Annotated in this window: 24 protein-coding genes and 1 pseudogene; 11 read left to right on the plus strand and 14 right to left on the minus strand. The window is 67.7% G+C overall.

Features of this window, described 5'->3' with window-relative positions:
- The first annotated feature begins 32 nt into the window (after positions 1–32).
- Together menD and DQW50_RS07885 are read left to right on the plus strand one after the other, a co-directional pair.
- Positions 33–1907, plus strand: coding sequence for a 2-succinyl-5-enolpyruvyl-6-hydroxy-3-cyclohexene-1-carboxylic-acid synthase (gene menD / locus DQW50_RS07880; RefSeq protein ID WP_112078743.1), 1875 nt, complete (start codon positions 33–35; stop codon positions 1905–1907).
- A 61-nt stretch (positions 1908–1968) separates the two neighbouring features.
- Positions 1969–2763 carry a DUF2797 domain-containing protein gene (locus tag DQW50_RS07885; RefSeq protein ID WP_198664637.1) on the plus strand — a complete coding sequence of 265 codons (795 nt, stop codon included), beginning with the start codon at positions 1969–1971 and terminating at the stop codon, positions 2761–2763.
- Positions 2764–2800: 37 nt separating this feature from the next.
- Here DQW50_RS07885 and DQW50_RS07890 read toward each other — a convergent pair whose 3' ends face one another.
- From DQW50_RS07890 to DQW50_RS18445, 5 genes and pseudogenes are all read right to left on the minus strand, one after another.
- Entirely contained in the window at positions 2801–3745 is a 945-nt protein-coding gene (locus DQW50_RS07890) for a hypothetical protein (protein WP_112078744.1), read from the minus strand.
- A gap of 82 nt (positions 3746–3827) precedes the next feature.
- Entirely contained in the window at positions 3828–4874 is a 1047-nt protein-coding gene (locus tag DQW50_RS07895; protein WP_112078745.1) for an ABC transporter permease, read from the minus strand.
- Entirely contained in the window at positions 4867–7041 is a 2175-nt protein-coding gene (locus tag DQW50_RS07900) for a PrsW family intramembrane metalloprotease (RefSeq protein ID WP_394338581.1), read from the minus strand. The genes DQW50_RS07895 and DQW50_RS07900 overlap by 8 nt, the downstream gene beginning before the upstream one ends.
- Positions 7041–8048 carry an ABC transporter ATP-binding protein gene (locus DQW50_RS07905; protein WP_112078746.1) on the minus strand — a complete coding sequence of 336 codons (1008 nt, stop codon included), beginning with the start codon at positions 8046–8048 and terminating at the stop codon, positions 7041–7043. The genes DQW50_RS07900 and DQW50_RS07905 overlap by 1 nt, the downstream gene beginning before the upstream one ends.
- Before the next feature lie 154 nt (positions 8049–8202).
- Positions 8203–8346: pseudogene (locus tag DQW50_RS18445) on the minus strand (deacylase); the annotation flags it as partial.
- A 79-nt stretch (positions 8347–8425) separates the two neighbouring features.
- Here DQW50_RS18445 and DQW50_RS07915 point away from each other — a divergent pair.
- Positions 8426–9349: a hypothetical protein gene (locus DQW50_RS07915; RefSeq protein ID WP_112078798.1), complete on the plus strand. Its 924-nt coding sequence runs from the start codon at positions 8426–8428 to the stop codon at positions 9347–9349.
- Here the strand turns inward: DQW50_RS07915 and DQW50_RS18620 are convergent, their stop codons facing one another.
- The 3 genes from DQW50_RS18620 to DQW50_RS07925 form a co-directional block, all read right to left on the minus strand.
- A complete protein-coding gene (locus DQW50_RS18620; protein ID WP_255417627.1) occupies positions 9350–9472 on the minus strand; it encodes a hypothetical protein in 123 nt (40 codons plus the stop codon).
- 86 nt (positions 9473–9558) lie between these two features.
- A complete protein-coding gene (locus tag DQW50_RS07920; protein WP_112078747.1) occupies positions 9559–10041 on the minus strand; it encodes a VOC family protein in 483 nt (160 codons plus the stop codon).
- 188 nt (positions 10042–10229) lie between these two features.
- Positions 10230–10679: a DoxX family membrane protein gene (locus DQW50_RS07925; RefSeq protein ID WP_112078748.1), complete on the minus strand. Its 450-nt coding sequence runs from the start codon at positions 10677–10679 to the stop codon at positions 10230–10232.
- Between the two features lie 69 nt (positions 10680–10748).
- Here DQW50_RS07925 and DQW50_RS07930 point away from each other — a divergent pair, with 69 nt between their 5' ends.
- On the plus strand, positions 10749–11117 hold the full coding sequence (locus DQW50_RS07930) for a helix-turn-helix domain-containing protein (protein WP_112078749.1): 369 nt from the start codon (positions 10749–10751) through the stop codon (positions 11115–11117).
- Between the two features lie 214 nt (positions 11118–11331).
- On the opposite strand, the gene DQW50_RS07935 is transcribed toward DQW50_RS07930, so the two are convergent.
- The 3 genes from DQW50_RS07935 to DQW50_RS18625 form a co-directional block, all read right to left on the minus strand.
- The gene (locus DQW50_RS07935; protein WP_112078750.1) at positions 11332–12687 is read right to left on the minus strand and encodes a M28 family metallopeptidase; all 1356 of its coding nucleotides are present in this window, start codon (positions 12685–12687) and stop codon (positions 11332–11334) included.
- A 497-nt stretch (positions 12688–13184) separates the two neighbouring features.
- Positions 13185–14075 (minus strand): universal stress protein, encoded by an 891-nt coding sequence (locus DQW50_RS07940; protein WP_112078751.1) that lies wholly within the window; start codon positions 14073–14075, stop codon positions 13185–13187.
- 335 nt (positions 14076–14410) lie between these two features.
- Positions 14411–14542: a hypothetical protein gene (locus DQW50_RS18625; RefSeq protein WP_255417628.1), complete on the minus strand. Its 132-nt coding sequence runs from the start codon at positions 14540–14542 to the stop codon at positions 14411–14413.
- Positions 14543–14794: 252 nt separating this feature from the next.
- On the opposite strand from DQW50_RS18625, the gene DQW50_RS07945 reads away from it, so the two are divergent.
- Complete coding sequence (locus DQW50_RS07945; RefSeq protein ID WP_112078752.1) at positions 14795–15049, plus strand: hypothetical protein; 255 nt, start codon at positions 14795–14797, stop codon at positions 15047–15049.
- A gap of 115 nt (positions 15050–15164) precedes the next feature.
- On the opposite strand, the gene ilvD is transcribed toward DQW50_RS07945, so the two are convergent.
- Positions 15165–16958 carry a dihydroxy-acid dehydratase gene (ilvD, locus tag DQW50_RS07950; RefSeq protein ID WP_112078753.1) on the minus strand — a complete coding sequence of 598 codons (1794 nt, stop codon included), beginning with the start codon at positions 16956–16958 and terminating at the stop codon, positions 15165–15167.
- A gap of 99 nt (positions 16959–17057) precedes the next feature.
- Positions 17058–17879, minus strand: coding sequence for a sulfurtransferase (locus DQW50_RS07955; protein ID WP_112078754.1), 822 nt, complete (start codon positions 17877–17879; stop codon positions 17058–17060).
- 158 nt (positions 17880–18037) lie between these two features.
- On the opposite strand from DQW50_RS07955, the gene DQW50_RS07960 reads away from it, so the two are divergent.
- The 3 genes from DQW50_RS07960 to DQW50_RS07970 all read left to right on the plus strand — a co-directional run bounded on the left by DQW50_RS07960 (position 18038) and on the right by DQW50_RS07970 (position 20360).
- A complete protein-coding gene (locus DQW50_RS07960) occupies positions 18038–18907 on the plus strand; it encodes a sulfurtransferase (RefSeq protein ID WP_112078755.1) in 870 nt (289 codons plus the stop codon).
- A gap of 138 nt (positions 18908–19045) precedes the next feature.
- Positions 19046–19672 (plus strand): rubrerythrin family protein, encoded by a 627-nt coding sequence (locus DQW50_RS07965; RefSeq protein WP_112078756.1) that lies wholly within the window; start codon positions 19046–19048, stop codon positions 19670–19672.
- A gap of 85 nt (positions 19673–19757) precedes the next feature.
- Positions 19758–20360, plus strand: a complete 603-nt coding sequence (locus tag DQW50_RS07970) for an NYN domain-containing protein (protein ID WP_241964378.1) — start codon at positions 19758–19760, stop codon at positions 20358–20360.
- Between the two features lie 51 nt (positions 20361–20411).
- Here DQW50_RS07970 and DQW50_RS07975 read toward each other — a convergent pair whose 3' ends face one another.
- On the minus strand, positions 20412–21098 hold the full coding sequence (locus tag DQW50_RS07975) for a S26 family signal peptidase (RefSeq protein WP_112078757.1): 687 nt from the start codon (positions 21096–21098) through the stop codon (positions 20412–20414).
- Positions 21099–21188: 90 nt separating this feature from the next.
- Here DQW50_RS07975 and DQW50_RS07980 point away from each other — a divergent pair, with 90 nt between their 5' ends.
- The 3 genes from DQW50_RS07980 to DQW50_RS07990 all read left to right on the plus strand — a co-directional run bounded on the left by DQW50_RS07980 (position 21189) and on the right by DQW50_RS07990 (position 25262).
- The gene (locus tag DQW50_RS07980; RefSeq protein ID WP_112078758.1) at positions 21189–22364 is read left to right on the plus strand and encodes a glycine cleavage system aminomethyltransferase GcvT; all 1176 of its coding nucleotides are present in this window, start codon (positions 21189–21191) and stop codon (positions 22362–22364) included.
- 117 nt (positions 22365–22481) lie between these two features.
- Positions 22482–24206, plus strand: coding sequence for a tRNA uridine(34) 5-carboxymethylaminomethyl modification radical SAM/GNAT enzyme Elp3 (locus DQW50_RS07985; RefSeq protein WP_112078759.1), 1725 nt, complete (start codon positions 22482–22484; stop codon positions 24204–24206).
- A gap of 42 nt (positions 24207–24248) precedes the next feature.
- Positions 24249–25262 carry a hypothetical protein gene (locus DQW50_RS07990; RefSeq protein ID WP_112078760.1) on the plus strand — a complete coding sequence of 338 codons (1014 nt, stop codon included), beginning with the start codon at positions 24249–24251 and terminating at the stop codon, positions 25260–25262.
- Positions 25263–25290: the final 28 nt, after the last annotated feature.

Here is a 25290-nt window from a genome sequence, read left to right on the forward strand (position 1 = left end):
GTTACTTATCCCGCCCCGGCGTACGGCCGTCGATGACCGCACCGAACCGGAACACGCTGTGGGCGCGGGCGATCGTCGACGAGCTCGTCGCTGTGGGCGTGGACGCCGTCGTCGTCTCGCCCGGCAGTCGCTCGACGCCCCTGACCGTGGCCGCAGCACGCCACGCGGACCTCCACCTGTTCTCACAGCTCGACGAACGGTCGGCCGCCTACTTCGCGCTGGGCCGCGCCCGCCGGACCGGCCGCGTGACGCCGCTGATCTGTACCTCCGGCACCGCCGCCGCCAACTACCACCCGGCGGTGATGGAGGCGGACAACGCCCGGGTGCCGCTGCTCGCGCTCACGGCGGACCGCCCGCCCGAACTCCGCGACTCCGGGGCCAACCAGACCGCCGACCAGGAGAAGCTGTACGGCGACGCGGTCCGGCTCTACAAGGACTTGCCGGAGCCGGCCCCGGCCGACCGCGCGTTGCGGTCGGTTCGGACCACCGTCGCGCGCGCGGTGGCGACCGCGGAGGGCGCGGACGCCGGACCCGTCCACCTCAACGTCCCGTTCGCGAAGCCGCTCGAACCGACGCCGGTCGAGGGGGACGTCCCGGACGACCTCGACCCGACCGCGGCCACCGGACGCGACGGCCCCTACGTCGACGTGACGCCCGGGTCGCCGGAGCCGGGGGAGACCGCGCTCCGCGAACTCTCGGAGGCGCTCTCAGCCGACCGCGGACTGATCGTCGCCGGCCCCGCGGACCCGCCGGGGCTCGACCCCGAGGCGATGACGGCGCTGTCGCACGCCACGGGGTACCCGGTCCTCGCGGACCCCCTCTCGGGGCTCCGGTTCGGCGGCCACACCCGGGTCGCGCCCGTGATCGGCGCGTACGACGCGTATCTCTCGGCGACCGTCGCGGGGGGCGGGTCCCCCGCCGCCGACGGCTGGACCGACCCCGAGGTCGTCCTCCGACTCGGCGCGTCGCCCACCTCGAAGCGCCTCCGGAAGTACCTCGCCGGGACGGGGGCGGACCAGTACGCCGTCGATCCGGCGGGCCGGTGGCGCGAGGCCGAGTTCGCCGCGACCGACCTCGTCGTCGCCGAGCCGAACCGCCTGTGCGCCCGGCTCTCTCGGCTCGTCTCCGGCAGTGGGGGCGACCCCGCGTGGCGCGACCAGTGGGAGTCGGCCGACCGGGTCGCCCGCGAGTACCACCGCCGTGACCGGGGGATCGGGGGGGACGGTAAGGGGTCCCCCGGGTTCCACGAGGGCGACGTGCTCCGCGTCGTCGCCGAGGCTGTCCCGGACCCGTCGACGCTCTTCGTCTCCAACTCGATGCCGGTCCGCGACCTCGACCGGTTCGTCCCGCCGTCGACGACGAACCTCACCGCGCTCGGCAACCGTGGCGTCTCCGGCATCGACGGGATCGTCTCGAGCGCGCTCGGCGCGGGCTCCGCGACCACCGACGACCTCACGCTCGTCGTCGGCGACCTCGCGCTGTATCACGACACCAACGGCCTACTCGCGGCCGACCGTTGCGACGTCGACGTCACGGTCGTCCTCGTCAACAACGACGGCGGCGGGATCTTCCACGCGCTCCCGATCGAGTCGTTCGACCCGCCCTTCACCGCGGAGTTCAAGACGCCCCACGGGCTTGCCTTTGAGCCGGTCGCCGACCTCCACGGCCTCGAGTACGCCCGGATCGACGCCCGGCCCGATTCGGAGACCACGGACGGATCGGCGGCCACGGGCGGATCGGCGACTGCGGACGCAACCGGCGCGCTCGCGGAGGCGTACGGACGCGCCCGCGACGCCGACGGCTCCCACCTGATCGAGGTGCGGACCGACGCCGAGTCGAGCCACCGGACGCGCGAGCGGCTGGCGGCGGCCGTCGAGCGCGCGGTCCACGGGGGCGGACCGGCGTGAGCGAGCGGGGTTCGCGCCGGTCGTGCGAACGTTATTAGTCGTCGACGCGCCTACCTCGACCGTGCAGGTCGTCGGGTACGAGTCGGGCGGGATCGACGAGGGGGACGGCTCCGGGAGCGACGCGGTCGCCGGCGGGCTCTACGTCGCCGACGGTGGCGAGGTCGAGTACGTCGCAGTCGACCCGGGCACCGAGCTCGCCTTCGGGCTCGGCGACCGCCGGTGTGCCGGGACGGTCCACGAGGGGAGCCACGTCGCCTGTGAGTCCCCCACTGCGCCGTACTGCGACGCCCACTCTGACGTCTGGGTGTGCGCCCGCTGTACGGGCACGTGTCTCAAAGACGAGATGGACTGCCACGAGGAGCACGCGATGTACCTCGTAGCGTTCGCGCCGGACACGTTCAAGGTGGGCGTTACCCGGCTGTGGCGGCTCGGGACGCGGCTCCGCGAGCAGGGGGCCGACCGCGCGGCCCACGTCCGGACGTTCCCGGACGGCCGGGTTGCCCGCGAGGTGGAGGCCGAACTCGCGAGCGGGCCGGACCTCGTCGACCGGGTCCGGGTGCCGACGAAACTCGACGGGTTCGGGCGCACCGTCGACGGGGAGGCGTGGGACGCCCTGGTCGATCGCTTCGACCCGATCGAGCGGTTCGACTTCGAGTACGGGCTCGACCTGGCCGAGCGTCCGGTCGCGGAGACGATGGCGGCCGGGACGGTGCGCGGCTGGAAGGGCCGGGTGCTGGTGCTCGACCGCAGCGGGTCGACGTACGCGGTCGACGCCCGCGAACTGGTCGGCTACGAGCTGACTGAGGGGGTGCCTGAACGGGATCTCCAGTCGAGTTTGGGGGCGTTCGGAGGTTGACTCCCGGCCGGACCGACGCCGCCTCGGGGAGTGCCGCTCAATACAGCTCCAGAACGATCCGTAACGGGAGGTACAACAGCGCGTGTTCCCGTCCGAACCGCCCCGGTTCTGGCGTCTTCTCGGCCCGGTGTCGGACCGCCTTCGCCATGAGATAGGACCAGCCGAAGTTGAATCGGAAGTAGTCTCGAACCAGCGATTCGGGGAGCGCGTCGGCGAGCGTCTCGTATATCTCGACGCCGCGCCGTCGGGCCGTCTCACCCCCCGGCTCCGGATAGAACTCGTGAGCGAAGAAGGCGTAGCTCTGTGGATCGTTGAAAAACCCCCGGAGAATCTCGTCGAAGGACCACGAGAGGGGCGATCCGCGTTCGAGCCGATCGTCGCGGACGGGCTCCTCGAGCGGTGCGATCGACAGCGATTCGGGGTCCGTCTCGGGCGATCGCGTCGTCCCCTCGTAGAAGTCGATACAGCACTCCGGGTACCCGTGAAGCGATCCCTGGTACCGCTCGAAGGGCCCCCGCGACTCATCGAGCACCGCCCGGATGTTCTCTTCCAGTATCGACTCCGGGTCGGGCGCGTCGTCGGCAAAGAAGTACACTCGCGCCCCGTACCGCACCTCGCTCGACGTTCGTAACCACTCCGGGACGACGACACACGTCTCCGGATAGTGCCGCTGGAGGTATCTGACCTCAGGGAGCCGTCGGAGCAGCCGTCTGAACCTGACCGAGGCCTCCCAGAGGTTCTCCTCGGTGAGCGTGTCGATATCGATGTGGATGTCCTCCCATATCCGCCGGGACTCCCGACAGATGGCTTTCCGTTCGTCGGTCGCTATCGGGAGGTCGACGGCCGCTAGCACCCGCCGCTGTCCCTCGAGATACCCGTCCGTTATCTGGACGCTCGCTCCGCGGCGTCCGCCGCGTAACACGGAGAGCGCATCTATCGCGACGAATCCGGGCAGGGCGTGAACGTCCGAGTGAGAAGCCATACGATCACCGTGCTAGACCGATGACTGGTCAATGACAATAAACTATTGTATGAATAACAAATCGTCGCGCTCCGCCGACGGCCTACCCGTCGAACCCGTTCACCGCGACGAACCGCCGAACGCCGAGGTACGCTACGAAAGCGAGTCCGACGTAGGCGACGACCGTGAGCGTCGTCGACGGATCGGCGCTGTCGATCGCGAGCCGTGCCACCGTGTTCGCGGGACCGCCCGAAAGCGCCGTCGCGCCGCCGAAGAACACGAGCACGGCGATCGAGTAGAGGAACTGTCCAGCCCGCCGATCGGGCGCGACGGCGGCGATCCCCCCAGCGAGCCCCACGACCAGCGTCGTCAGCGCGGTCATCAACGCGAGGATGACCGGAACGTTGGCGACCGGGGTTCCGTTGAGTTCGAGAAGCAGCAGCCACAACAGCGCCTGGCCGGGCGCGATCGCGACCGCAGCGAGCGCCTTGCCGTCGACGATCTCGCCGGTCGTCACGGGCGCGACCCGCAGGAGTTCGAGCGTTCCCCGATCGACCTCCTCCGTGATCGAGTCGACGACGAGCGACCCGGAGACGAACACGGGCAGGAACACCAACACCGGGATCAACACGGTGTACGTGAACGTGTAGTACGGGCTGGTGTCGGTCGGATCGGGGACGGGAAGCGGCCGTCGGGTCAGCGAATCCGCGCGCTCGACGCGCTCTCGGCGCTCGTAGGTCCGAAGCAGGTCCCGGAGCTGGACGACGATCACCGTGGTCTCGACGGTGGCGTCCGGCGCGGTCACCGCGACCGATATCCCGCCCCTGTCGTCGCGCGTCGCTATCGCGACCGCGTCCACAGCGTTGCGGTCGAAGGCCTCGCGCGCCGTGGAGGGGTCCTCGTAGCGCGTCACCGACGCGCCGGGCACCTCCGCGGCAGCGTGCTCGAGCCCCCCGACCGCGTCGCCGGTGGCCGCCACCTCGACCTCCGCACCGTCGAGCGCGCCGGGGTCGTACATCGAGACGAGCCCGACGACGAGGAACGAGGAGAACGCCGCGACGAACAGCTGGATCCCGATCGCGAGGAGGATCGTCTTCTCCGCGCGGAGCCCGGCTATCTCCCGGCGGGCCACGACGAGCCGGCTACCCATGGAGGCTCACCACCCCGACGTTGTACGCGGCGTGGAGGAGCGTCCCAGCCACGAGCGCCAGCGCGTAGTACGTCCGATCCCGCCGTGCGCCGACCGCCGACAGGGACGCGGTGGCCCCGTGGAGCGCGAGCGGTGCGAGGAAGAGCCCGACGAGGACGAGCGGCGGGAGCCCGGAGACGCCCGCGACGGAGCCGAACGCGGCTCGACCGACGTACAGCTCCGTGAGCCCGACCGCCTGGACGACTGCGGTCGCCTTCTCCGCGAGAAAGAAGCCGAACCCGGAGGCGAGCCCGACCGCGACCGCGACCCGGTCGGTCCGGGCGAGGACGCCGCGTTCGAACCCGGCGTAGAGGTGGACGCTCTTCGCGAGTTCCTCGACGAACGCGATGACGATGAGCAGGGCCGGAACGGAGACGGTGATCGGTAGCGCGAAGAGGACCGCGACCGTGAGTAGCTCCGCGACGAAGACGAACGGGATCGTACACGCGGTGAGGAACGCGACCGCGACGAGCCCACGAACCCGCCCCGGGACCCGGGCCGTGATCCCCGTCTGCGGCGACTCGCGGACCCCCTCGCCGACCGTAGCGAGCCGGACCGCGAGCGCGTCGAGGAACTTCCGGGTCACGGGCTTCTGCGTGAACAGGTCCTCCTCGCGGTACACGCCGAGCCCGAGCCCGAAACAGAGGACCGCGGTGGCCGTCGTCGGTCCCGTCGCGAACAGGAACTCGCCGACCGACACCGGTTCGTTCTGGAGGTCGAAGACGACGAGCGTGAGCGGCGAGATCAACGCGACGGGCGTCACGTTCGTGAATATCGCCGGGACGAACGCGTAGCTGGTGAGGAGGACGCTCACCGCGACCGTGACGAAGGTGAGCTCCTTGAACGACCGTGCGAACACCGCGCCGACGAAGGTGGCACCGAGGAACGTCAAAGCGATCGGCAGTACCGCGAGCACGGAGACCGGCCCGCTGCCGACGACGACCGCGATCAGGGCGGTGACCGCGACCGCGACCGCGACGTACGGGAGCGTCTTGCCCGCGACGATCTCCGTCGGCGACAGCGGGGTGACGAGGAGCGGCTCGCCCCGCCGGTTGGTCCGCTCGTCGAGGACCGAGGAGCCGTAGGCCTGAGCGAGGAAGTTCATCGGCACGAGGAACGCGAACGCCAACACGAGCGACGCGAACGGGAACGGCGGCGTGATAGAACCTGGCGACCCGGTCGAGTCCGCGCCGAACGCCCCGCCACCGAGCGAGGGAACGGCGAGGCTGACGGAGCCACCGTCGTTGCCGACTGCCCACGAGTCGCCGTCGCCACCGTCCCCGTCGCCGCCGTCGTCACTCGCTCCGTCGTCACTCGCTCCATCGCCGCCGTCGCCACCCGCCCCGTCGTCACCGTAGCCACCGTCCCCGTCGCCGCCGTCGTCGCCGTCACCGTCGCCAACACTGCCGTCGTTGCCGTCAACACTGCTGTCGTCGTCGCCGTCGGATCCGCTTTCTTCCACGGCACCGGAATCGGACGAACCGTCGTCGCTGGCAGTTCCGTCGGCGTCCTCGGTACCGGCACCGTCGGTTCCGCCGTCGCTCGGGTCCGACGTCCCGCCGACCGTCGCCCCGTCGTCGAGCGCCGAGCCGCGGCTCGCGTACCGGAGCGTGACGGCGACTGGGAAGGCCGCGGTCCCGTTCGACTCCGCCCTCATCAGCCGCTCGTTGTGGGCCTCTACCGCCTCCCGGAACGACGCGGCCGCCGCCTCCCCCTTGGGCGTGTCGACCGCGCGGACGACCACGCCGGCCGGGTCGCCGCCGTCATCGGCACGGACCCCCCGAACGATCAGGTCAGCCGTTGACCCGAGCGTCGCCCTTTCGACCGGCACGGCGGTCAGTGCGGGGTCGGCCTCGACCGCGTCCGCGTACGGCGAGCCCGGATCGACGCCGACCCGGTAGACGTCCCGCTCCACGTCGAGCCCGACGACATCGGTGGCCACCCCCGCGCTGAGAACGCCTCCTGCGACGACCAGGAGCGCGAGCGCGGTCAGAAGCGTTCGCCGGTCGACCCCGCCCGCCGCCCGCGACGCCTCCCACCTCGCGACCCGGGCGACGAGCCGAGCGCGACGGGCGACGCGCCGAGATCGGCCGACGACTCGCCGGATCCGACGGCTCGCGCGTCGGATCACTCGGCCCCCTCGCCCGTCTCCGTTCCCGGCCGGTCCCTGCGGTCGTCCTCCTCAGTCCCGGCCCCGCCCCGACGCCCCGGCATCGGTCGCCCCACGAGGTCGAGGAACACGTCCTCGAGGCTCGGCTCCCGGGTGCGGATGTCGACGACGGTTCCGCCGGCGTCCGTGACGGCCGTCCGCACCCGATCGACCGCGTCCATCGACGGCACGACCGTACGATAGCGGTCGCCGACCGCCTCCGAGTCTCCGACGTCAGCCACCTCGACGTCGGCCGTGTCGCCGTCGCCTGCCTTCGCGTCGATCGCCGGTCGTACGTCGGTGTACACGTGGTAGGTCGTCTCCCCGTGTCGCCGGCGGATCTCGTCGACGGTGCCGCGGGCCACGATCCGGCCCTCGTTCATGATGACGACCCGGTCACAGACGGACTCGACGTGATACAGGTTGTGAGCGGAGAACACGACCGTCTTGCCCGCCCCCCGTAGCTCGCGAGTGAACTCCAGCACCGAGTTCGTCGTCACGGGATCGAGCCCCGAGGCGGGTTCGTCGTACACCAACACGTCGGGGTCGTTCACCAGCGACCGCGCGATGGCGACCTTCCGTTTCATCCCCTTCGAGACGTCGCCGAGCCGGCGGTCGCGGTGGTCGAGGTCCAGCCGGTCGAGCGCGCGCTCGATCCGCTCGTCGGCGACGGACCGGGGCACCTCGTAGAGGTCGGCGAAGAAGCGGAGGTACGAGTTCGCCGTCATCTCCTCGTACAGCGGCGACTCCTCCGGGAGGAAGCCCAGGTGGTGGCGCATCGCCGGGTCGGTGGAGTCGTAGCCCGCGACGCGCGCCGAGCCGGCGGTGGGCTCTAGCAGCCCGGCGAGCACCTTCAGCGTCGTCGTCTTGCCCGCCCCGTTCGGGCCGACGATCCCGAACACCTCGCCCTCCGCGACGGAGAACGTGCTGTCGACGACCGCCGAGAACCCACCATACGTCTTCTCGAGGCCCGCGACCGCGATCATGGGCTCGGCTCTATCGGGGACTGAATTAAACCCACGCCCGCGGGTATCAACCGCGAGAACGTCCGGGGCCCTCGGATCGCCCACCGTCTTCGCCCGGCCGCCTAGTCGCCGGCCCAAGCGTCGCCGTGTGCCCGGTAGCCGTCGAACTCGCCTAGAGCACCACGTTGGTGGCGAACGTGCGAGCCAGCTGGGTGACGTCGGGGTCCTCGGGGTCGGCGCGGGCGTGGTAGATCGTCGTTCGGTTCCGGGTAGAGGTGTGGAAAGCGAGGCCGATGTCACACGGCGCGACGAACCCCCTGGCGCGACGAACCCCCTGGCGCGACGACCGACGGGTATCGGCGGTAGCCTTACGGTACCCCTTCGAGAACGGGATCCGTATGTCCGAGGGGGGAGAGGGGGACGGAGGTGATCCCGTTGACGACCTCGATGCCGTCGTCGATGTCGACCCCGCGGTCGCCGCCACCGCCCGAGAGGAGCTCCGGACGACCTTCACCTACCAGGTCGAGCGGCTCCGCGAGATCGACACCAAGGCCATCGAGATCCTCAAGGCCAACCTCGTTCTCATCGGGATCGTCGTCACCGGCGGGTCGATCGTGGTCCAGACCGAGTTCGACCTCGGCGGGTTCCTCAACCCCTTCACGCTGGCGAGCGGGGTGCTCCTGCTCGTCTCCACCGGGTTGGCCGCGGTCACATACACGGCGTCGGACCTCCGTGGCGGGCTGACCATCGCGGACGTGGACGCGATTATCGCGGCCGAACGCGAGCGAGCGCGAGCCGACGGAACGGCCGGGGGTGACGGCGAGCCGGCCGGACGCGAGGACCTCCCCGGATCGACGCGGGCAGGGTTCGACGAGCGGTTGCTCCGTAGCTACGCCGAGTGGATCGACTACAACGCCCGGGTGACCGCGGTCAACGACCTGCTCGCGACGGTGACGGTGCTTCTCGTCTTTCTCGCGTTCGTCTACGTGGTCGCCGGCGTCGCGGTCGGCGCGGCTAACCTCTCGGCGATACAGTCGTGGCTCTCGTTCGCCATCCTGACCGTTTTCGGCGGCGTATTCACCTGGCTCGCTGCCCACATGGACCACCTCGGCCCGGAGACGAGACACCCGGCTGCGGCCTTCGACGGGGTCCAGCTCTCGAAGGGGGCCGGACGGACGGAGGCGTGGTCCTCGTTGCGTGCGATGGTCGGGCGGGAGCCGCCCACCGAATCGACGCCGAGGGAACCGTCCGAGCCGAACGACGGGGCGGGAGACGTGGAGAGCGGAGACGTGGAGAGCGGAGACGTCAAGAATGAGGGGTAACTACTCCTCTTCTTCCTCCTCGTCGACCGGTCCTCGTCCTCGCTCCCAGACCGCCCTCGCCGAGGTGTCGTTCGGAGCGGTGTGTGAGACGTCCTTCATCGTGTCGCGGTCGGCGTCGGTCATCGTTGAACCCGATAGCGCGAATTCACGTATTAACGCTTCGACGGGGTGGATACCGATACTTAATATTGTATAAGGTACGGGACCGCTCAGTTTCCGTAGCCCCGTTCGAACGGGTCGATCTCCTCGGAGCCCGGCTCCTCCTCGTCGCGGGTGAACCCGGGTCCGCCGGTCGCGAGTTCGAAGACGAGTCCGTCGGGGTCGCTGAAGTAGATGCTCTTGAAGTAGGTCCGGTCCTTCACCTCGCTCACGTTGACGTCCTGCTCGCGGAGGTACGACTGCCACTCGCGGAGCGTCTCCTCGTCCGCCACCCCGAACGCGAAGTGATGGCTCGCGCCCGGACCGGGGGTCCCCCGCGAGTCCGGGTACTCGAAGTAGGTGACGTTCGTGCCAGGTTCGCCCTCCGGCGTCGGTGAGAAGTAGTAGTGCGGCGTCCCGGGGTCGTCGTAGTTCTGGGTCCGCTTGACCGTGTGCCAGCCGAGGACGTCCTCGTAGAACGCGACGGTCTCCTCCATGTCGGTACAGATGTTCGTCACGTGGTGTAATCCGGTGGTCGGTGGCGCGTCTCCCATACCCGCACGTGGACGTCCACGGTCAAAGGCGTTGGCAGGGAAGGGATCGAGTTCTCCCGTGAAGCGACGAGCGGCCGGTCGGTGCGAGGCGGCCGGTCGGTACGAGGCGGCCGGTCGGTACGAGGCGGCCAGTCGGTACGAGGTGGTCGGTCGGTGCGAGGCGGTCGGATCGGGTACCGCGAGCGCGCCTAGAACAGTCCGATCCCGAGCGCGTAGGGCCACACGGTCCCGCCGACGGCGAGCAGCGCGAGCGCCGCGCCGGCGCCGTAGAGGTTCTTGAGGAATCCCGTCATCTCGTTCTGTCTGTCCTCGGGGTCCTTCACGCTCCAGAAGTCGTGCATCGTCACCGCGGAGACGAGGAGGAAGGCTGTGAGCGCGCCCGCCGAGAGGACGGGGAACGCGCCGACGGCGACGCCGACACCGCCGAGGACGAGCAACGCGCCCGAGGCGACGGTCGAGAAGCGCGGCGCGGGAAGCCCCTTGAACTCCGCGTAGCCGGCCATCGCGTCGACGTCCATGAAGTGGTTGAGTCCCATGAACGCGAGCACGCCGCCGAAGAGCAGGCGACCGAGTAGGAACAGTTCGCCGGCGAACGGCGCGTCGAGCTGGAGCGGTAGCGTCGTGATTTCAGCTAACATCGTGTAACTACGTGTACGAACACAACCTATATATCGCTTCCCGGACAAGTAGGTTAGTAGGTAACACCGATGTCATCACAGGACCTCGCGGAAACCGATCCGGCGCCAGAGACCGCGGACGCGACCGCCGACACGCCCTGTCCGATCGTCGATTCGATCGAGCAGATCGGCTCGCAGTGGCGGCTCGTCGTCCTCTACGAGCTACAGAACGGCGAGCGACGATTCAACGAACTCAAACGCGAGACCGACGCGAACGCCCGCACCCTCTCGCGGGTGCTCGACGACCTCCAGGAGTCCGGGTTCGTCGACAGGCGAATGGAGGAGGACGCCCCCGTCGCGACCTACTACAGCCTCACCGACAAGGGCGAGTCGCTCGCGCCCGTCTTCGCGGAGATCGACGAGTGGGCCCGCGAGTGGCTCGCCGAGTGTAACACCTGACCCGCTCGAGGGCGACTTCACGCTACCGTGTGAGGCTTTCGCCCGGGTCTTCCGTCCCGGATCCTCCCGTTCGCTCTCCGCTTATCCTTGAGACAAACTGTTGCCGTTCGATTTCCTGTAGAACCCACCCGTGCGGGAGGACCGGACGGGAATCTCTCTGTCGTGACCACGTCCTGTGACCGTGACACGTCACCGCTTCAGTCGTGGGAGGACGTCAGAGGTACCGGTCGAGACGACCCGACCGCTCGAGATACCCGTTCAGTGCGGCCGGCAGCTCGGCATGCACAGTTTCAGTTGTGCGGTGTTCCGGCTGGTACGCGTCGCTCGAGAGCTCGCGAACGCCGGCCGCGAGCTGAATCGCGAGGTCGCGCATGTCCCGTTGGTCGATTTTGTCGATGGTGTCGGCGTGTGTGTGGCCCCACTCCTGATGGCCATACCGAACCACCTGTCCGGACCCCTCGCTCGCAGATCGGCCAACGACGACCGGAACACCCTCACGCCCAAAGGGCCACGCGTCCGTAAATGGGGAGAGACCGGGCTCGGATTCGACTGGAACGTGGAGCTCGTCGCCGACGGAATGGAAGGCCTCGGCAATGGTCTCGTCGCCACCGAGGCGGAGCGACCGGCTGAAGCCAATTCCGTCGAGATTGACGAGCGCTTTCACTGAAGATGGGTCATGGGTCTGTACCCAGTGATGAGACCCGTACAGACCGGTTTCCTCTCCACCGAAGGCGATAATCCGAACGCTGGTTTCGAGATCGTCGACGTTCGAGAGCAGTCTTCCGACTTCCGCAGCGAGTACGGTTCCGGCTGCGTTGTCGCGTGCCCCATCGGCGATGTCGTGAGCATCGTGGTGCCCACTTACGATGATCTCGTGGTCGGTGTCCGGTCCAACGACCGCTTCGACGTTCTTCGAGGTCCCACGGTCGACGGTCGCATCGATCGAAAGTGTTGCTGTCATCGAGTCACGCTCGAGCCAACGGAGGATTCGACGGCTCACTTCGCGCGTGATCCCTGCTGCCGGAATCGTCCCGGTCCCGTCGCGGGCGAATCCAATCGCCCCAGTCGGTGTGATGCATCCGGGGACGTCGTTGTAGTAGAGGAAGCCGACTGCATCGTGCTCCTCGGCCAAACAGTACTTTTCGATACGGTTCATCGCGCGTCCGTAGTCCGGCGGGTTCTGGCTGGAGACGAGTACGATCTTCCCCGCGACGTCGTGGTCGGCGAAGGATTCCGGAAGTCCCGGTCCGATGTCGACGACTGTTGCCTCGACGGTTTCCGGCGGTGACCCGGGTAACCCGAGTATCTCGTGACTCCCATCGAACGCTCGTGAGATATTCCCGTCGACCCGGAGCGACGCCGAGCCTCGCTCCCACGTCGGAGCCTCGTACTCTTCGATGTGTGCGTCTCGAAGGCCAGCGTTCTCGAAGCGTCGTCGGAGCAGCGCTGCACTCTTATGTTCGCCGTCGGAGCCTGTCAGCCGGTTCCCGATATCAGTCAGTCCCTCGTACAGGTCCCAGAGGTAGTCGTTGGTGAAGCCATCGCCGGCGATGTCGGCCAGGCTCGTCATTATGTCTCCTCCATCGCGCCGTCCGAAACTTCGAGGGCCGCATCCAGAACCGCCATCGCTTCATCGATATCTGCCACTTCTTTCTCAGCCATGTCACAATCTGACATGCGTGAGCGCATAGTTCCCATGTTGATTAATCTTTGGCAGATCTGTGTCTATATTTGATATTTTTACAAATTGGCGAGAAAAGAGCCGAGTGTAGCCAGAATTGCGGTTTAGACAGAGTTACGAGGTTTCGGTGAGTTGGTCCCTGTATGGGTGTTGGTTCTCATACAGGGGAACCGTTGAATATAGGCTCTGCAGTTACCGATTCTTTCATTCGTCTGCTGACCGAGTTCCGCTGACCGACACAGAGGATACATTCAGCAGGGTCCGTTCCGAGTGATCAAGGCCTAAAACGTACTACCGAGGAACGCTTTCGGCATCGAAAAAGCGGTGATACTCGCGGGTGTCGCCACGTAATGACGAATCGGACGGAGCTAGCCTGAAAAGGAGAGTCACCGCATCGGGACACAACAGATCGGGACAGATGCGTTACGGACAACTGTCTCGGTGACGCTTCCGGTAAGATATCGTCGGAGGCCGGATCGGCCGTGCGTTCCCATCACGATGAGGTCAATATCGTGTTCTTCGCTGTAGGCGAGGATCGTGCGTGCTGCCGGCCCGCTTGCGATATTTCCTGTGACACTGATATCGGCTGCTCGGGCACGCTCCTGGACCGTCTCAAGTGCCTGCCGTCCGGTTTGTTCGAGTGCATCGTGAATTTCTGCCATTCCCTCAACGCCGCCGAATCGACTCGTTTCGACAGAATAGAGCGTGTGTACCGTCGCATCATACACTTCGGCTATAGTAGTCCCCCACTCGATCGCGAGTTCGGCTCCCTCGCTGCCGTCAGTCGGGAGGAGAACGTTTTCGTACAGCTGATCACCGATTTCGACGATGTCCGCATCTGGGGCCACCATGACGATCGGGACATTTGCGGTCCGGAGAGTCCGTTCTGCAACGCTCCCGAGTAGAAGCCGTTCGAACCCTGTCCGCCCTCGTGACCCCATCACGATGAGATCAATGTCGTGAGTATCGGCGTAGTCGTTGATCGTCTGGAATGGAATCCCCGACTTGACAGCGGTAGTAATGCGGCCAGAAAGATGCGTGTGGGCGAGTCGCGCTATCGAATCCACCGCCCGTTCTGCCTCCTCTTCGAGTAGTTGCTCCCGTTCGGTCTGATCATTAGATATCAGATCCGGTTCGATTTCACGGCTGTCAATCACTGACAATACGTGAAGATCGGCCCCGATCGTGGTAGCGAGATCGATTCCTCGCCGTGCCCCTACCTGTGCCCCTTCACTGCCGTCGGTCGGAACGAGAACCGAGTTGATTGTCCGGGTCATGTGAACAATTTGGCACGCTATTGATTTAACGTTACTTTCGATTCTCACCACGGTGTAGCATAGTGAATTTGCGGACCACGGGCTCTGTGCTGCATACGCGCTCTCTATTCAGCACGGTATCAACAAACTGCCCGACGGATGTCAATATCGGACTGACCGATACAGAACACGTATTCATCACAGAGCGGTGCGCGAAGACTGTCTCTGTAACCCAGGTTTCCCCGGTTTGTTGTTCATCGCCCTACCGTGTTGCCTGTGAGTAGCTACCAAACTCGTGAAAACCACAGAATTGAGGGAAGAAAGGCAATTGGTGTTGATATCGCTCCTCTCACTGATCACTTGCCTGGCTCGATTCCGTAGTCGGCGGCGAGGTCCCCGAATTCCTCCGGTATCAATTCGGTGCGTTGCTCGAGGAGCTCCTCGAAGTGTGGTGGCGAGAACATGACGAGCAGCGTTGCAGGTTCCATACTATGATTTATATGTCCGTGGACGGTTCCCCGCGGAATGGTGTGATAACTCCCGGCTGACCATCGGAACACAGATCGGTTGGTGGAACGGTCACCACTCAATGCGTAGCTTTCATCTACTGCTGTTTCGGGTGAGAATCTGTCTGAAGAAGCGGATTCCAACAGAGCCTTATATTCCTATTAGCACCTCCCGAATCATCCGAGTGACTATACGAAGTCTTGAAGTAGGGTTTCCAGTTATAGGAGAGTAAGATGTCTACATCGAACAAGTTCACCGTCGTTTCCGAACAGAACGATCACGATCACGCCGCAGTACGTGCGCACCCACGCAACGAGACGTACCACATCGTGGACTACGCCGACGGGACCGCCCGCGACCGCGTCGCGGACCTCCCGGCCGGCTCCGTCGTCCGGATGGAGCTCTCGCGTGCGGGCCGTCGGAGCAACGTCTGGCGCGCCGAGTCGGTTCACGTCGCGGAGACCGACGGCGGCGTCGGCTTCGAGTAAATCGGGAACCTGCCGGGAGGCGACGACACCCCGACAATTGTGGTCCTCCCTCTTTTGCAGACTTCGTCGGAGACATCCTCCGAACGCACCGCCGGTACGTTTGGGTGACGCGTCCCTACTCGTCCGGCGTGAGCCGCGGGTTCGTCACCGCACCGATCGACGCCGAGGAGAAGTCGCGGCCGTACTTCGCGAGCACGCCACCCTCGTAGGGCGGCTCCGGCGCCTCCCAGTCCGCCGCGCGTGCGTCGAGTTCCTCCTCGGAGAGGTCGACCGCGAGGTCGCGGTTCGGGATGTCGACCGTGACCCGGTCGCCGTCCTCGAGGAACCCGATCGGGCCGCCGACCGCCGCCTCGGGGGCGACGTGGCCGATCATCGGGCCGCGTGTCGCGCCCGAGAAGCGCCCGTCGGTGAGTAGCGCCACGTCCTCCTCGTGGCCCGCGCCGACGACGGCGGCGGTCACGCCGAGCATCTCGCGCATGCCGGGACCGCCCGTCGGGCCCTCGTTGCGGATCACGATCACGTCGCCGGACGCTATCTCGCCCGACTGGACGTACTCCATGGCGTCCTCCTCGTTCTCGAAGATACGCGCCGGCCCCTCGTGGTGGAACGCGTCGTCGCCGGTCACCTTCAGGACCGCGCCGTCGGGCGCGAGGTTCCCGTTCAGGATCTTGATCGCCCCCTCCTCCTCCTTGGGATCGTCGACGGCGTAGAGGAAGTCCGCCTCGATCGCGTCGTCGTCCGGGAGGTCACCGTTCGCCTCGAGTTCGGCGAGTTCCTCCTCGACCGTACGGCCGGTCACGGTCATCGCGTCGCCGTGGTACAGTCCGGCCTCGTGGAGGCGGCGGATCACGACCGGAACGCCGCCGACCTCGTGGAGGTCGTTCATCACGCGGGAGCCGCCGGGCTGGAGGTCCGCGATCTTCGGCGTCCGCCTCGAGATCTCGTCGAAGTCCTCGATCGAGAGGTCGACGTCGGCCTCCGCGGCGAGCGCGAGCAGGTGGAGGACCGCGTTCGTCGACCCGCCCATCGCGGTCTGGACCGCGATCGCGTTCTCGAAGGACTTTCGCGAGAGGATATCGGAGGGGCGGCGGTCGTTTTCGATGCAGTCCATGACGAGCTCGCCGGCCTCCGCGGCCACCTCGTAGCGCTCCTCGTCCTCCGCGGGAGGGGAGGCGGACCCGAGCGGCGCGAGCCCGAGCGCCTCCGAGATGGACGCCATCGTGTTGGCGGTGAACATCCCGCCGCACGAGCCCGCCCCGGGACAGGCGTGTCGCTCGAGCTCGTCGAGCTCCTCGCCGCTCATGTCGCCCTCGGCGTACGCGCCGACGCCCTCGAACACCTGGACGATCGTCACGTCGCGACCCTCGTGTTGCCCGGGCATGATCGAGCCGCCGTAGAGGAAGACGCTGGGGAGGTCCGTCCGGATCGACGCCATCATCATCCCCGGTAGGTTCTTGTCACAGCCCGCCACGGTGACCAGGGCATCCATCCGCTCGCCGAAGGAGACGAGCTCGACGGAGTCGGCGATCACCTCCCGGGAGATCAGGCTCGCCTTCATCCCCTCCGTCCCCATCGAGATGGCGTCGGAGATGGTGACCGTCCCGAACTCGATGGGCATCCCGCCGGCAGTGTCGATCCCGTCGAGGGCGGCGTCGGCCACGTCGTCGAGGTGGACGTTACACGGCGTGATGTCGGCCGCGGGGTTCGGCACCCCGACGATCGGCGAGGAGAGGTCCTCGTCGTCGAAGCCCATCGCGCGGAACATCGACCGGTGAGGTGCGCGGTCGGCCCCCTCGGTCACGTCCCGGCTCCGGAGGTTCTCGTCCTTCTCGCCAGCGAATCGGTCCGAATCGTCCGCGCGCCGTCGGGAGCGGTCCTCCCCGTCGGGCTGTGACTGCTGTTCGCTCATACTGTCACCCTGTCGCTCGGGGGTCTTAAACGAACCCACCCGAACAAGTCCGTCCGGGACTCCGCGATCGGGCGGCGCCGGTGTTTCCGGGAGTCACGGTCACGGCTCGCTCCCGCCCGTCTCCGAACCACCGGTCTCCAGTCGGCCGCCCTCCCGTTTCCACTCGGTCAGGCTCCCCTCGTAGAACGCGATCTCCGGGTAGTCGAGCGCGCGGAGGACGGTGTAGGTGTGGCTGATCCGGCGCGCGGTGTTACAGTAGAGCACCACGCGATCGTCGGGGTCGATCCCGCGCGCACCCAACAGCTCCCGCAACGCCGGTTCGGGCCGGACCGTCCGCGCGTCGGTGTCGACGAGCTCCCGCCAGTCCAGTCGGACCGCACCGGGTACGTGTCCCTCCTCGTACTCCCACTCCTCGCGGGTGTCGACGACGGTCGCGTGCGGGTCGTCGACCGCGGCCGTCATCGCCTCCAGGTCGATGAGGGGGCCGTCCTCGCGGAACTCTGACGGATACGTCGACCGCGTCACGTCCGGCTCGTCGGTCGTCGTCGGCTGTGAGCGGTTCCAGACCGAGTAGTCGCCGTCGAGCAGGTGGAGCTTCGCCGGGTCGTGGCCGTACAGCTCCGCGGTGACGAGGAACCGCGCCGCGAAGACGCCGTGGGTGTCGTCGTAGGCGACGACGTCGTCGTCGGGGTCGATCCCGGCGGACTCGGCGATCCCGGCGAAGACGTCCGCGCCGGGCAACATTCCGGCCTCGGCAGCGCCGTGTTCGTCCGCCCGGAACGAGTCGAACGGGACGTTGACGGCGCCGGGGACGTGGCCGATCCCCCCGTACTCCCAGGCGTCGCGGGTGTCGACCACGGCGACGTTCGGGGTGTCGAGATGCTCGGCGAGCCAGTCGACGTCGACGATCCGGTCGTTCATGTCCCGAGGTTCGGAGCCGTCGGTTTAACCCCTCCCCTCCGGGCGAGCGCTTCCGGACTCGGATCCAACGGGTAGATGTTGCCGCGATCGGCGAGGAGCGGCCGAGCGTGCCGTGAGGGATGGGTAATATACGGGACCGACCCGTACGATGAGTCGTAATGAGCGATCACGATTACGCGAACGACGTGCTCGTCTCGGCCGACTGGGTCGAGGAGCGACTCGACGAGTTCGAGAGCGACGACCCCGACCTCCGACTGATCGAGGTCGACGTCGACACCGAGGCGTACGACGAGAGCCACGCCCCCGGGGCGATCGGCTTCAACTGGGAGACCGACCTCCAAGACCAGACCACCCGCGACATCCTCGATAAACCGGACTTCGAGGCGTTGCTCGGGGACCACGGCGTCACCGAGGAGTCGACGGTCGTGCTGTACGGCGACAACGCCAACTGGTTCGCAGCGTACACGTACTGGCAGTTCAAGTACTACGGCCACGACGACGTGAAACTGCTCGACGGCGGCCGCGAGTACTGGCTCGAGAACGACTACCCGACGACCGACGGGGTCCCCGAGTACTCCGCGGTCGACTACGAGGCGTCCGGTCCACGCGAGTCCATCCGCGCGTACCGCGAGGACGTGGAGAACGCCATCGACCGCGGGCTCCCGCTCGTGGACGTTCGCTCGCCCGAGGAGTTCAGCGGCGAGGTCCTCGCCCCGCCGGGACTCAACGAGACCGCCCAGCGCGGCGGCCACATCCCCGGCGCGCAGAACGTCTCCTGGTCGGTCGTCACGAACGACGACGGGACGTTCAAGACAGCCGACGAGCTGAAGGAGATCTACGCGGAGTACGACATCGACGGTGACGAGACGACGGTCGCCTACTGCCGGATCGGCGAGCGCTCCTCGGTCGCGTGGTTCGCGCTCCACGAGCTACTCGGCTACGAGGACACGATCAACTACGACGGATCGTGGACCGAGTGGGGTAATCTGGTCGGTGCACCGATAGAGAAGGGCGAAGTCGACGACTGAGCGTAGCGAAGGAGTTGACGCGAGAGCGACGACTGAGCGTAGCGAAGCCTCACAGTCGACGACTGAACGACCCGAACGCGAACCCTTCTTCGGACGCCGACCGTCGCATACAACTACTCGGAGACGGTACCGATGCGCATGACTCCCGAGGAGTTCATCGAAGCCGTCCGTGACGACAACGAGACCGCCCTCTCGCGGCTCGGCTCGTCGAAGTCGCTTTTCGCGGACACGGAAGGGGAGATGGAGCCCGAAGTCGTCCTCGCCGCCGCGGCGACCGCCGAGCACCACGCCGCCGAGACGTACGAGTCGTGGGCGGAGACCGAGACGGGCGACGTCGCCGAGGCGTTCGCGGAGACGGCCCGCGAGGAGCGGGCCCACTACGACACGGTCGCCGGCGAGCTCGACGAGCACGAACCCGGGGAGGTCCCGGCGATCCAGTCGTACCTCCGCGGGCTCGACGAAACCGTCGAACGGCTCGGCGGCTTCGTCGGGCGGACGCTCGCCGCCGAGAAGTCGAAGACCCAAGTGACCGGCTTCTTCGTCGGCGACGCGGACCCGCAGACTGCGGGGCTGTTCCGGTCGATGGGCGACGACCTCGACGCGCAGCTGGAACGGGCGAGCGACCTGCTCGTAGCCGAGTGTGGCGACGACGAGGCTGTGTGGGAACGTGCCCGCGAGGCCGCGGGCGGCGCGATCGGGACGGCATACGAGGAGTACACCGACCGGCTCGAGTCGATGGGCGTCAACCCGAAGCCCGTCTGTTAGGTTCGGGACGGGGGAGGTGGTCCGGCGCGGACGGCGTCCGTCGCGGATCAGCACGCCTTTTTCCCGCGGTCACCGAGGACGTCGCATGGAGACCAGCAGTCGGGGCGACGCGGACCGCGACGACGCGGATCGGGACGGCTCGGCGAGGGACGGCTCGGGTCGGGCCGGCGTCGCGCTCTTCGTCGACGGCCCGAACGTGTTGCGCGCGGAGTTCGACGTCGACCTCGACGACGTTCGCGAGGCGGCGGAGGCAGCGGGACGGCTCGTGACGACCCGGCTCTACCTCGACGAACACGCCACGCCGGGGCTGATACAGGCGGCGGAGGCGCGCGGGTTCGAGGTGATCGTGACGAGCGGGGACGTGGACGTGAAGCTCGCGGTCGACGCCGTCCGGTTCGCAGTCGAGGAGCGAATGGCGACGCTCGCCATCGCCTCGCGCGACACCGACTTCAAGCCGGTGTTGGAGACGGCCAACGGGTACGGCATCCGGACGCTGGCGATCGCGCCCGGCGAGTTCGGCCGATCGGACGCCCTCCGCAACGCTGCCAGCGACTCGGTAACGCTCGACGGCGACGTGGACGGCGGGGCCGGCGACCGCGGGAACGCCGAGTCGAACGACGCGAGCGGGGGCGACGAGGGAAACGGGAGCCGTGGTGGCGCTGACGACGGGGACGACCACCACGACTGATCCGCCCCGACGCTCCCTTCGTCCCCCGTTTCGAGTCACGGTCGTCCCCGGCTAGCGGTCGTCGCGGGACCGACGGTCGACCCGGCCCCGCCAGCCGTCACGCGCCCAGCCGACGAGGAACGCCCCGGTCCCGCTGACGAGCGAGACGACTGCGACGATCCCGACGCCGGCCGGCACGACCCCGAACCGGCCGACCGCCGCGTCGACGGCGAGTTGCGGGAACCCGAGATAGGGGACCGAGAACAGGGCCTTGGCGTGGATGAGTTCTTCGTGGACGATCGGGGCGATCCCGGCGCTCTGGTCGTATTCGCCGTTGGCGTCGCCGTAGGTCACGTATCCGTCGTAGGGGGCTGGGCAGGCAGCGATGTCCACGCAGTCGGCACCGTCGAGGCGGTCGGGATCGGCCCGATCGGTCCAGTCCTCCCCCGCGGTCACGCGGAACGCGACTCGATGGAGGATGGGTCGGCTCGGATCGATCGGCGACGTGAAGACGACGACGTCCCCCGTCCCGTCGAGTTTCGTCGGCGGGTCCACAGCGTCGCTTCCGACCGGCCCGTCCCACGGGAACCGGTCGACCGCCGTCACGACGACGAGGTCGCCCCGCTCGACCGACGGCTCCATGCTCCCGCTCTCGACGGCGACGAGCGGGGGCCAGGTGCCGGTGCCCACGAGTAGGAGGAGGGCGACGACGAGGACGACGGCTGCGGGTCCGAACCGCTCTCTCGGACGGCGGATCACGTGTCGTCTCGGGGGATGATCGGACTTGAGAGTGTCGGCAGGGACCCCTCCGATGAGAAGACATTAGGTTCGTCCCGGAGTGGTGCCGGTATGAGCGAACTGACTCCTCCGCTTCACGGCGTTCACGAGGCGCGCGGCGCGACGTTCACCGACTTCGGCGGGTGGCAGATGCCCGTCGAGTTCGACTCGATCCGCGAGGAACACACGGCCGTTCGCGAGGCGGTCGGCGCGTTCGACGTCTCCCACATGGGCGAGATCGAGGTGTCGGGCCCGGACGCGACGACGCTGATGAACCGCCTGACGACGAACGACGTGGCAGCCCTCGATCCGGGCGACTCCCAGTACGCCGCGATCACGGACGAGGAGGGGGTCATGCTCGACGACACGGTCGTCTACCGGCTCCCAGACGGCGTCGAGGCCGGGAGCGCGGCCGCGTCGCTGTCGGACCTCGACGGCGAAACCGACGGCGACCTGGACGCGACGAGCGGCGATCCCGCGTACCTCTTCGTCCCGAACGCCGGTCACGACGGGGACGCGACGGAGCGCTGGGTCGACTACCGCGACGAGCACGACCTCGACGCTGTGGTAGCGAACGCGACCGCCGACTGGGCGATGGTCGCGGTCCAGGGGCCGGAAGCGGTCGACGCGATGGACGAGGCGTCTGCGTCCCCGGGGGCGGTCACGGGCCTGTCGAAGTTCCAGGCAACGCTTGCCACGGTCGGCGGCGTCGCGAGCTTGGTCGCGCGCACCGGCTACACGGGCGAGGACGGCTTCGAGGTGATGTGTCCCGCGGTCGACGCCGAGGCGGTGTGGTCGGCGTTCGACGTCCAACCGTGCGGGCTCGGCGCGCGCGACACGCTACGCACGGAGATGGGATACCTGCTGTCGGGTCAGGACTTCGACCCGGAGGGGGAGCCACGGACGCCCTACGAGGCGGGGATCGGGTTCGTCGTCGACCTCGATACGGAGTTCGTCGGCCGCGACGCGCTCGCAGTACAGCGGGACGACGGCGGGCCGACCGAGGAGTTCACCGGCGTCAAACTGCTCGATCGTGGGGTTCCGCGGGGCGGCTACGCCGTCACCGACGGCGACCTGGCCCGTATCGGTCACCTCACCTCGGGCACGATGAGCCCCACCCTCGACGAGCCGATCGGTTTGGGGTACCTCCACGGGGAGTACACGGCGCCCGGGACCGAGGTGAGCGTCGTCGTGCGCGGCGACGAGAAGCGTGCGGAGGTCGTCACCCCGCCCTTCCTCGACCGGTAGGTTCCGCCCTTCCTCGACCGGTACCGTCCCTCACCGACCGTTCGGTCGACTGTGGCGAGACGACGACGTCGTCGTGCCCCGACACCCTTAACACCGGAACCCGTCGAATTGGAAGCAATGAGTACCGACGCGCCGAGCGACGCCGGCTCCGAGTCCCGCTCCGAGGGTGCGGAGCCGGCGGCGTTCGCGGACGCCTGCGAGCGCCTCGTCGACCGTATCCTCGCGGGCGAGGTCGACCGCGAGAACCTGGAGTCCGCGAAACTCGACGCCTGCTCGGAGTTCTCCTCGCCGAAGGTACCGAAGAACACCGAGATCCTGGAACACGCCCCCCCGGAGGCCCGCGACGACGTGATCGAGGTGGTTCGACGGAAGCCGGTCCGGACCGCCTCGGGGGTCTCGCCCGTGGCGATCATGACCTCGCCGAAGCTGTGTCCCCACGGGAAGTGTCTCTACTGTCCCGGCGGGCCGGCCTCCGAGTTCTCCTCCGCGCAGTCGTACACGGGCCACGAGCCCGCCGCCGCCCGCGGCGAACAGAACGACTACGATCCGTACGGACAGGTCACCCTGCGGCTCGAACAGCTCCGGAAGATCGGGCACCCGGTCGACAAGGTGGAGCTCATCCTCATGGGCGGGACGATGACCGCGCGCTCACACGACTACCAGGAGTGGTTCGTCAAACGTGCGCTGGAGGCGATGAACGACTACGACCTCGAGACGGAGCCCGAACCGGCCGAGGGCGAGTCGTTCGCCCCCGACCCCGAAGAGACCGAGTTCCGATATCTGGAGGACGTGATAGCCGAGAACGAGACGAACGCGATCCGCAACATCGGGACGACCTTCGAGACGAAGCCCGACTGGTGTGACCCCGAGCAGATCGACCGCATGCTCGATCTCGGCGGGACGAAGGTGGAGGTGGGCGTCCAGACCACCTACGAGCGGATCAACCGCGAGATGCATCGCGGGCACGGTAACGAGGCGAGCCGAAACGCGAACCGTCGCCTGCGGGACGCCGCGTTCAAGGTCGGCTTCCACATGATGCCGGGCCAGCCGGGGATGACGAGGGAGATGTGTCTCGAGGACTTCCGCCAGCTGTTCGAGAACCCCGACTGGCGGCCCGACTACCTCAAGATCTACCCGACGCTCGTCGTGCGCGGGACCCGCGTGTACGACCGGTGGCACAACGACGAGTTCGAGCCGCTCTCGAACGAGGAGGCGGCCGACCTCGTCGCCGAGGTCATGGACGTCATCCCGAAGTACACGCGGCTCCAGCGCGTCCAGCGCGACATCCCCGCCGACTTCATCGACGGCGGCGTCTGGAAGTCGAACCTCCGCCAGCTCGCGGACCGGCGCGCCGAGGAGAAGGGGATCGTCCAGCGGGACATCCGCGCCCGCGAGGTGGGTCACAACGATGCCGACCCCGAACCTGACGACGTCGAACTCTCGGTGACGACCTACGAGGCCGGCGGCGGGACGGAACACTTCATCGCCTTCGAGGACCCCGTCCGCGACCTGCTCGTCGGCTTCTGTCGCCTGCGGTTCCCCTCGTTCGCGCCGGACCAGCCCGGCGCGCCCGGCACCGAGGCCGACGCGGTCCGCCGGGAGCTCGAGGACGCCGCCCTGGTGCGCGAACTCCACGTGTACGGGAGCGAGGTCGCGCTCGGCGGTGACGGCGACTGGCAGCATCGGGGGTACGGCAGGAAGCTCATCGAACGCGCCGAGGCACTCGCCCGCGACGCGGGCTACCGGAAGGTCGCCGTCATCTCGGGGATCGGCGCGCGCGAGTACTACCGGAACAAGCTGGGATACCACCAGGACGGCCCCTACGTCTCGAAGCGGCTTTGAGCCACCGAAACGGATAACCCGGCGGTGGGCGATCGCTCCGGCATGGCCCTCCACGCGGTCGATAACGTCCAACGAGCCCTCGGCGTCACTCGGGAGTTCCTGACCCCGGTCGACGCTCGGCGCCTGTCGAAACTCGCCGTCGTCGCGTTCTTCGTCGGGGGCGGCGTGAGCCTCCCGTCGGTACAGTTCAACGCCTCCGCCCCGTCCGAGGGGATACCCGTGAACGGGTTCCCGGACACGCTTCCCGGCTCCTTCCCGGCGGATCCCCTCGTGATCGTCGCTGTGCTCGTCGGCGCGGGGGTCCTCCTCGGGGCGCTGTTCGCGTTCGTCGGCGCGGTCATGGAGTTCGTCCTGATCGAGTCGCTCCGGACCGGCGAGGTGTCGATCCGCCGCTATTGGCGTCGTCGATGGCGACAGGGGTTCCGGCTGTTCGTCTTCCGGGTCGCTATCGGGCTCCCGATGCTCGTGGGAGTCCTCGGCTGGCTCGTGCTGGTCTTCGTCCCGCTCTTCACCGGACGCGACCCCGCGATCCCGTTCGTGGCGTTCCTCGTCGGCATCCCGGTACTGCTCGTCGTCGGCGTCGTCTACGGGCTGGTTTCGGGGTTCACGACCTCCTTCGTCGTCCCCCTCATGATCCGGTTCGATTCGGGGGTGATCGCGGCGTGGCGGCGGCTCTGGCGGTCGATCACGGCCGCGTGGAGACAGTACCTCGCCTACGCTGTCATCGCGTTCCTGCTGACGGTCGCCGTCGGACTCGTCGCGTCGATCGCGGTGGGGCTCGTCGCGGTCGTGCTCGCCGTCCCGTTCGTTCTCGTCGCCATGGTCACGCACGTCGCCGTCTCGCTCTCGTCGACGGTCGGTATCGTCGTCCTCGTCGGCCTGGGGCTCCTGTTCGGCGTGACGATGCTCGCGGTGTGGGCGCTCGCACAGGTCCCGGTGGTGACGTACCTCCGGTACTACGCGCTCCTCGTTCTCGGGGACGTCGACGAGTCGTTCGATCTCGTCTCGGACTGGCGGGACGCCGTCGACGACCGACCGTCCGAAGGCGACGGTTGATCGTTCACGAGCGACGGTTGATCGTTCA

The sequence above is a fragment of the Halorubrum sp. 48-1-W genome, assembly GCF_003287355.1.
GTDB lineage: Archaea > Halobacteriota > Halobacteria > Halobacteriales > Haloferacaceae > Halorubrum.

What these genes read in the sequence shown, in the direction of transcription:
- menD (WP_112078743.1), top strand. Translation starts at nt 33, where the DNA reads ATGACCGCACCGAACCGGAACACGCTGTGGGCGCGGGCGATCGTCGAC.
- DQW50_RS07890 (WP_112078744.1), bottom strand. Translation starts at nt 3,745, where the DNA reads ATGGCTTCTCACTCGGACGTTCACGCCCTGCCCGGATTCGTCGCGATA.
- DQW50_RS07895 (WP_112078745.1), bottom strand. Translation starts at nt 4,874, where the DNA reads ATGGGTAGCCGGCTCGTCGTGGCCCGCCGGGAGATAGCCGGGCTCCGC.
- DQW50_RS07905 (WP_112078746.1), bottom strand. Translation starts at nt 8,048, where the DNA reads ATGATCGCGGTCGCGGGCCTCGAGAAGACGTATGGTGGGTTCTCGGCG.
- DQW50_RS07915 (WP_112078798.1), top strand. Translation starts at nt 8,426, where the DNA reads ATGTCCGAGGGGGGAGAGGGGGACGGAGGTGATCCCGTTGACGACCTC.
- DQW50_RS18620 (WP_255417627.1), bottom strand. Translation starts at nt 9,472, where the DNA reads ATGACCGACGCCGACCGCGACACGATGAAGGACGTCTCACACACCGCT.
- DQW50_RS07920 (WP_112078747.1), bottom strand. Translation starts at nt 10,041, where the DNA reads ATGGGAGACGCGCCACCGACCACCGGATTACACCACGTGACGAACATC.
- DQW50_RS07925 (WP_112078748.1), bottom strand. Translation starts at nt 10,679, where the DNA reads ATGTTAGCTGAAATCACGACGCTACCGCTCCAGCTCGACGCGCCGTTC.
- DQW50_RS07930 (WP_112078749.1), top strand. Translation starts at nt 10,749, where the DNA reads ATGTCATCACAGGACCTCGCGGAAACCGATCCGGCGCCAGAGACCGCG.
- DQW50_RS07935 (WP_112078750.1), bottom strand. Translation starts at nt 12,687, where the DNA reads ATGACGAGCCTGGCCGACATCGCCGGCGATGGCTTCACCAACGACTAC.
- DQW50_RS07940 (WP_112078751.1), bottom strand. Translation starts at nt 14,075, where the DNA reads ATGACCCGGACAATCAACTCGGTTCTCGTTCCGACCGACGGCAGTGAA.
- DQW50_RS18625 (WP_255417628.1), bottom strand. Translation starts at nt 14,542, where the DNA reads ATGGAACCTGCAACGCTGCTCGTCATGTTCTCGCCACCACACTTCGAG.
- DQW50_RS07945 (WP_112078752.1), top strand. Translation starts at nt 14,795, where the DNA reads ATGTCTACATCGAACAAGTTCACCGTCGTTTCCGAACAGAACGATCAC.
- ilvD (WP_112078753.1), bottom strand. Translation starts at nt 16,958, where the DNA reads ATGAGCGAACAGCAGTCACAGCCCGACGGGGAGGACCGCTCCCGACGG.
- DQW50_RS07955 (WP_112078754.1), bottom strand. Translation starts at nt 17,879, where the DNA reads ATGAACGACCGGATCGTCGACGTCGACTGGCTCGCCGAGCATCTCGAC.
- DQW50_RS07960 (WP_112078755.1), top strand. Translation starts at nt 18,038, where the DNA reads ATGAGCGATCACGATTACGCGAACGACGTGCTCGTCTCGGCCGACTGG.
- DQW50_RS07965 (WP_112078756.1), top strand. Translation starts at nt 19,046, where the DNA reads ATGACTCCCGAGGAGTTCATCGAAGCCGTCCGTGACGACAACGAGACC.
- DQW50_RS07970 (WP_241964378.1), top strand. Translation starts at nt 19,758, where the DNA reads ATGGAGACCAGCAGTCGGGGCGACGCGGACCGCGACGACGCGGATCGG.
- DQW50_RS07980 (WP_112078758.1), top strand. Translation starts at nt 21,189, where the DNA reads ATGAGCGAACTGACTCCTCCGCTTCACGGCGTTCACGAGGCGCGCGGC.
- DQW50_RS07985 (WP_112078759.1), top strand. Translation starts at nt 22,482, where the DNA reads ATGAGTACCGACGCGCCGAGCGACGCCGGCTCCGAGTCCCGCTCCGAG.
- DQW50_RS07990 (WP_112078760.1), top strand. Translation starts at nt 24,249, where the DNA reads ATGGCCCTCCACGCGGTCGATAACGTCCAACGAGCCCTCGGCGTCACT.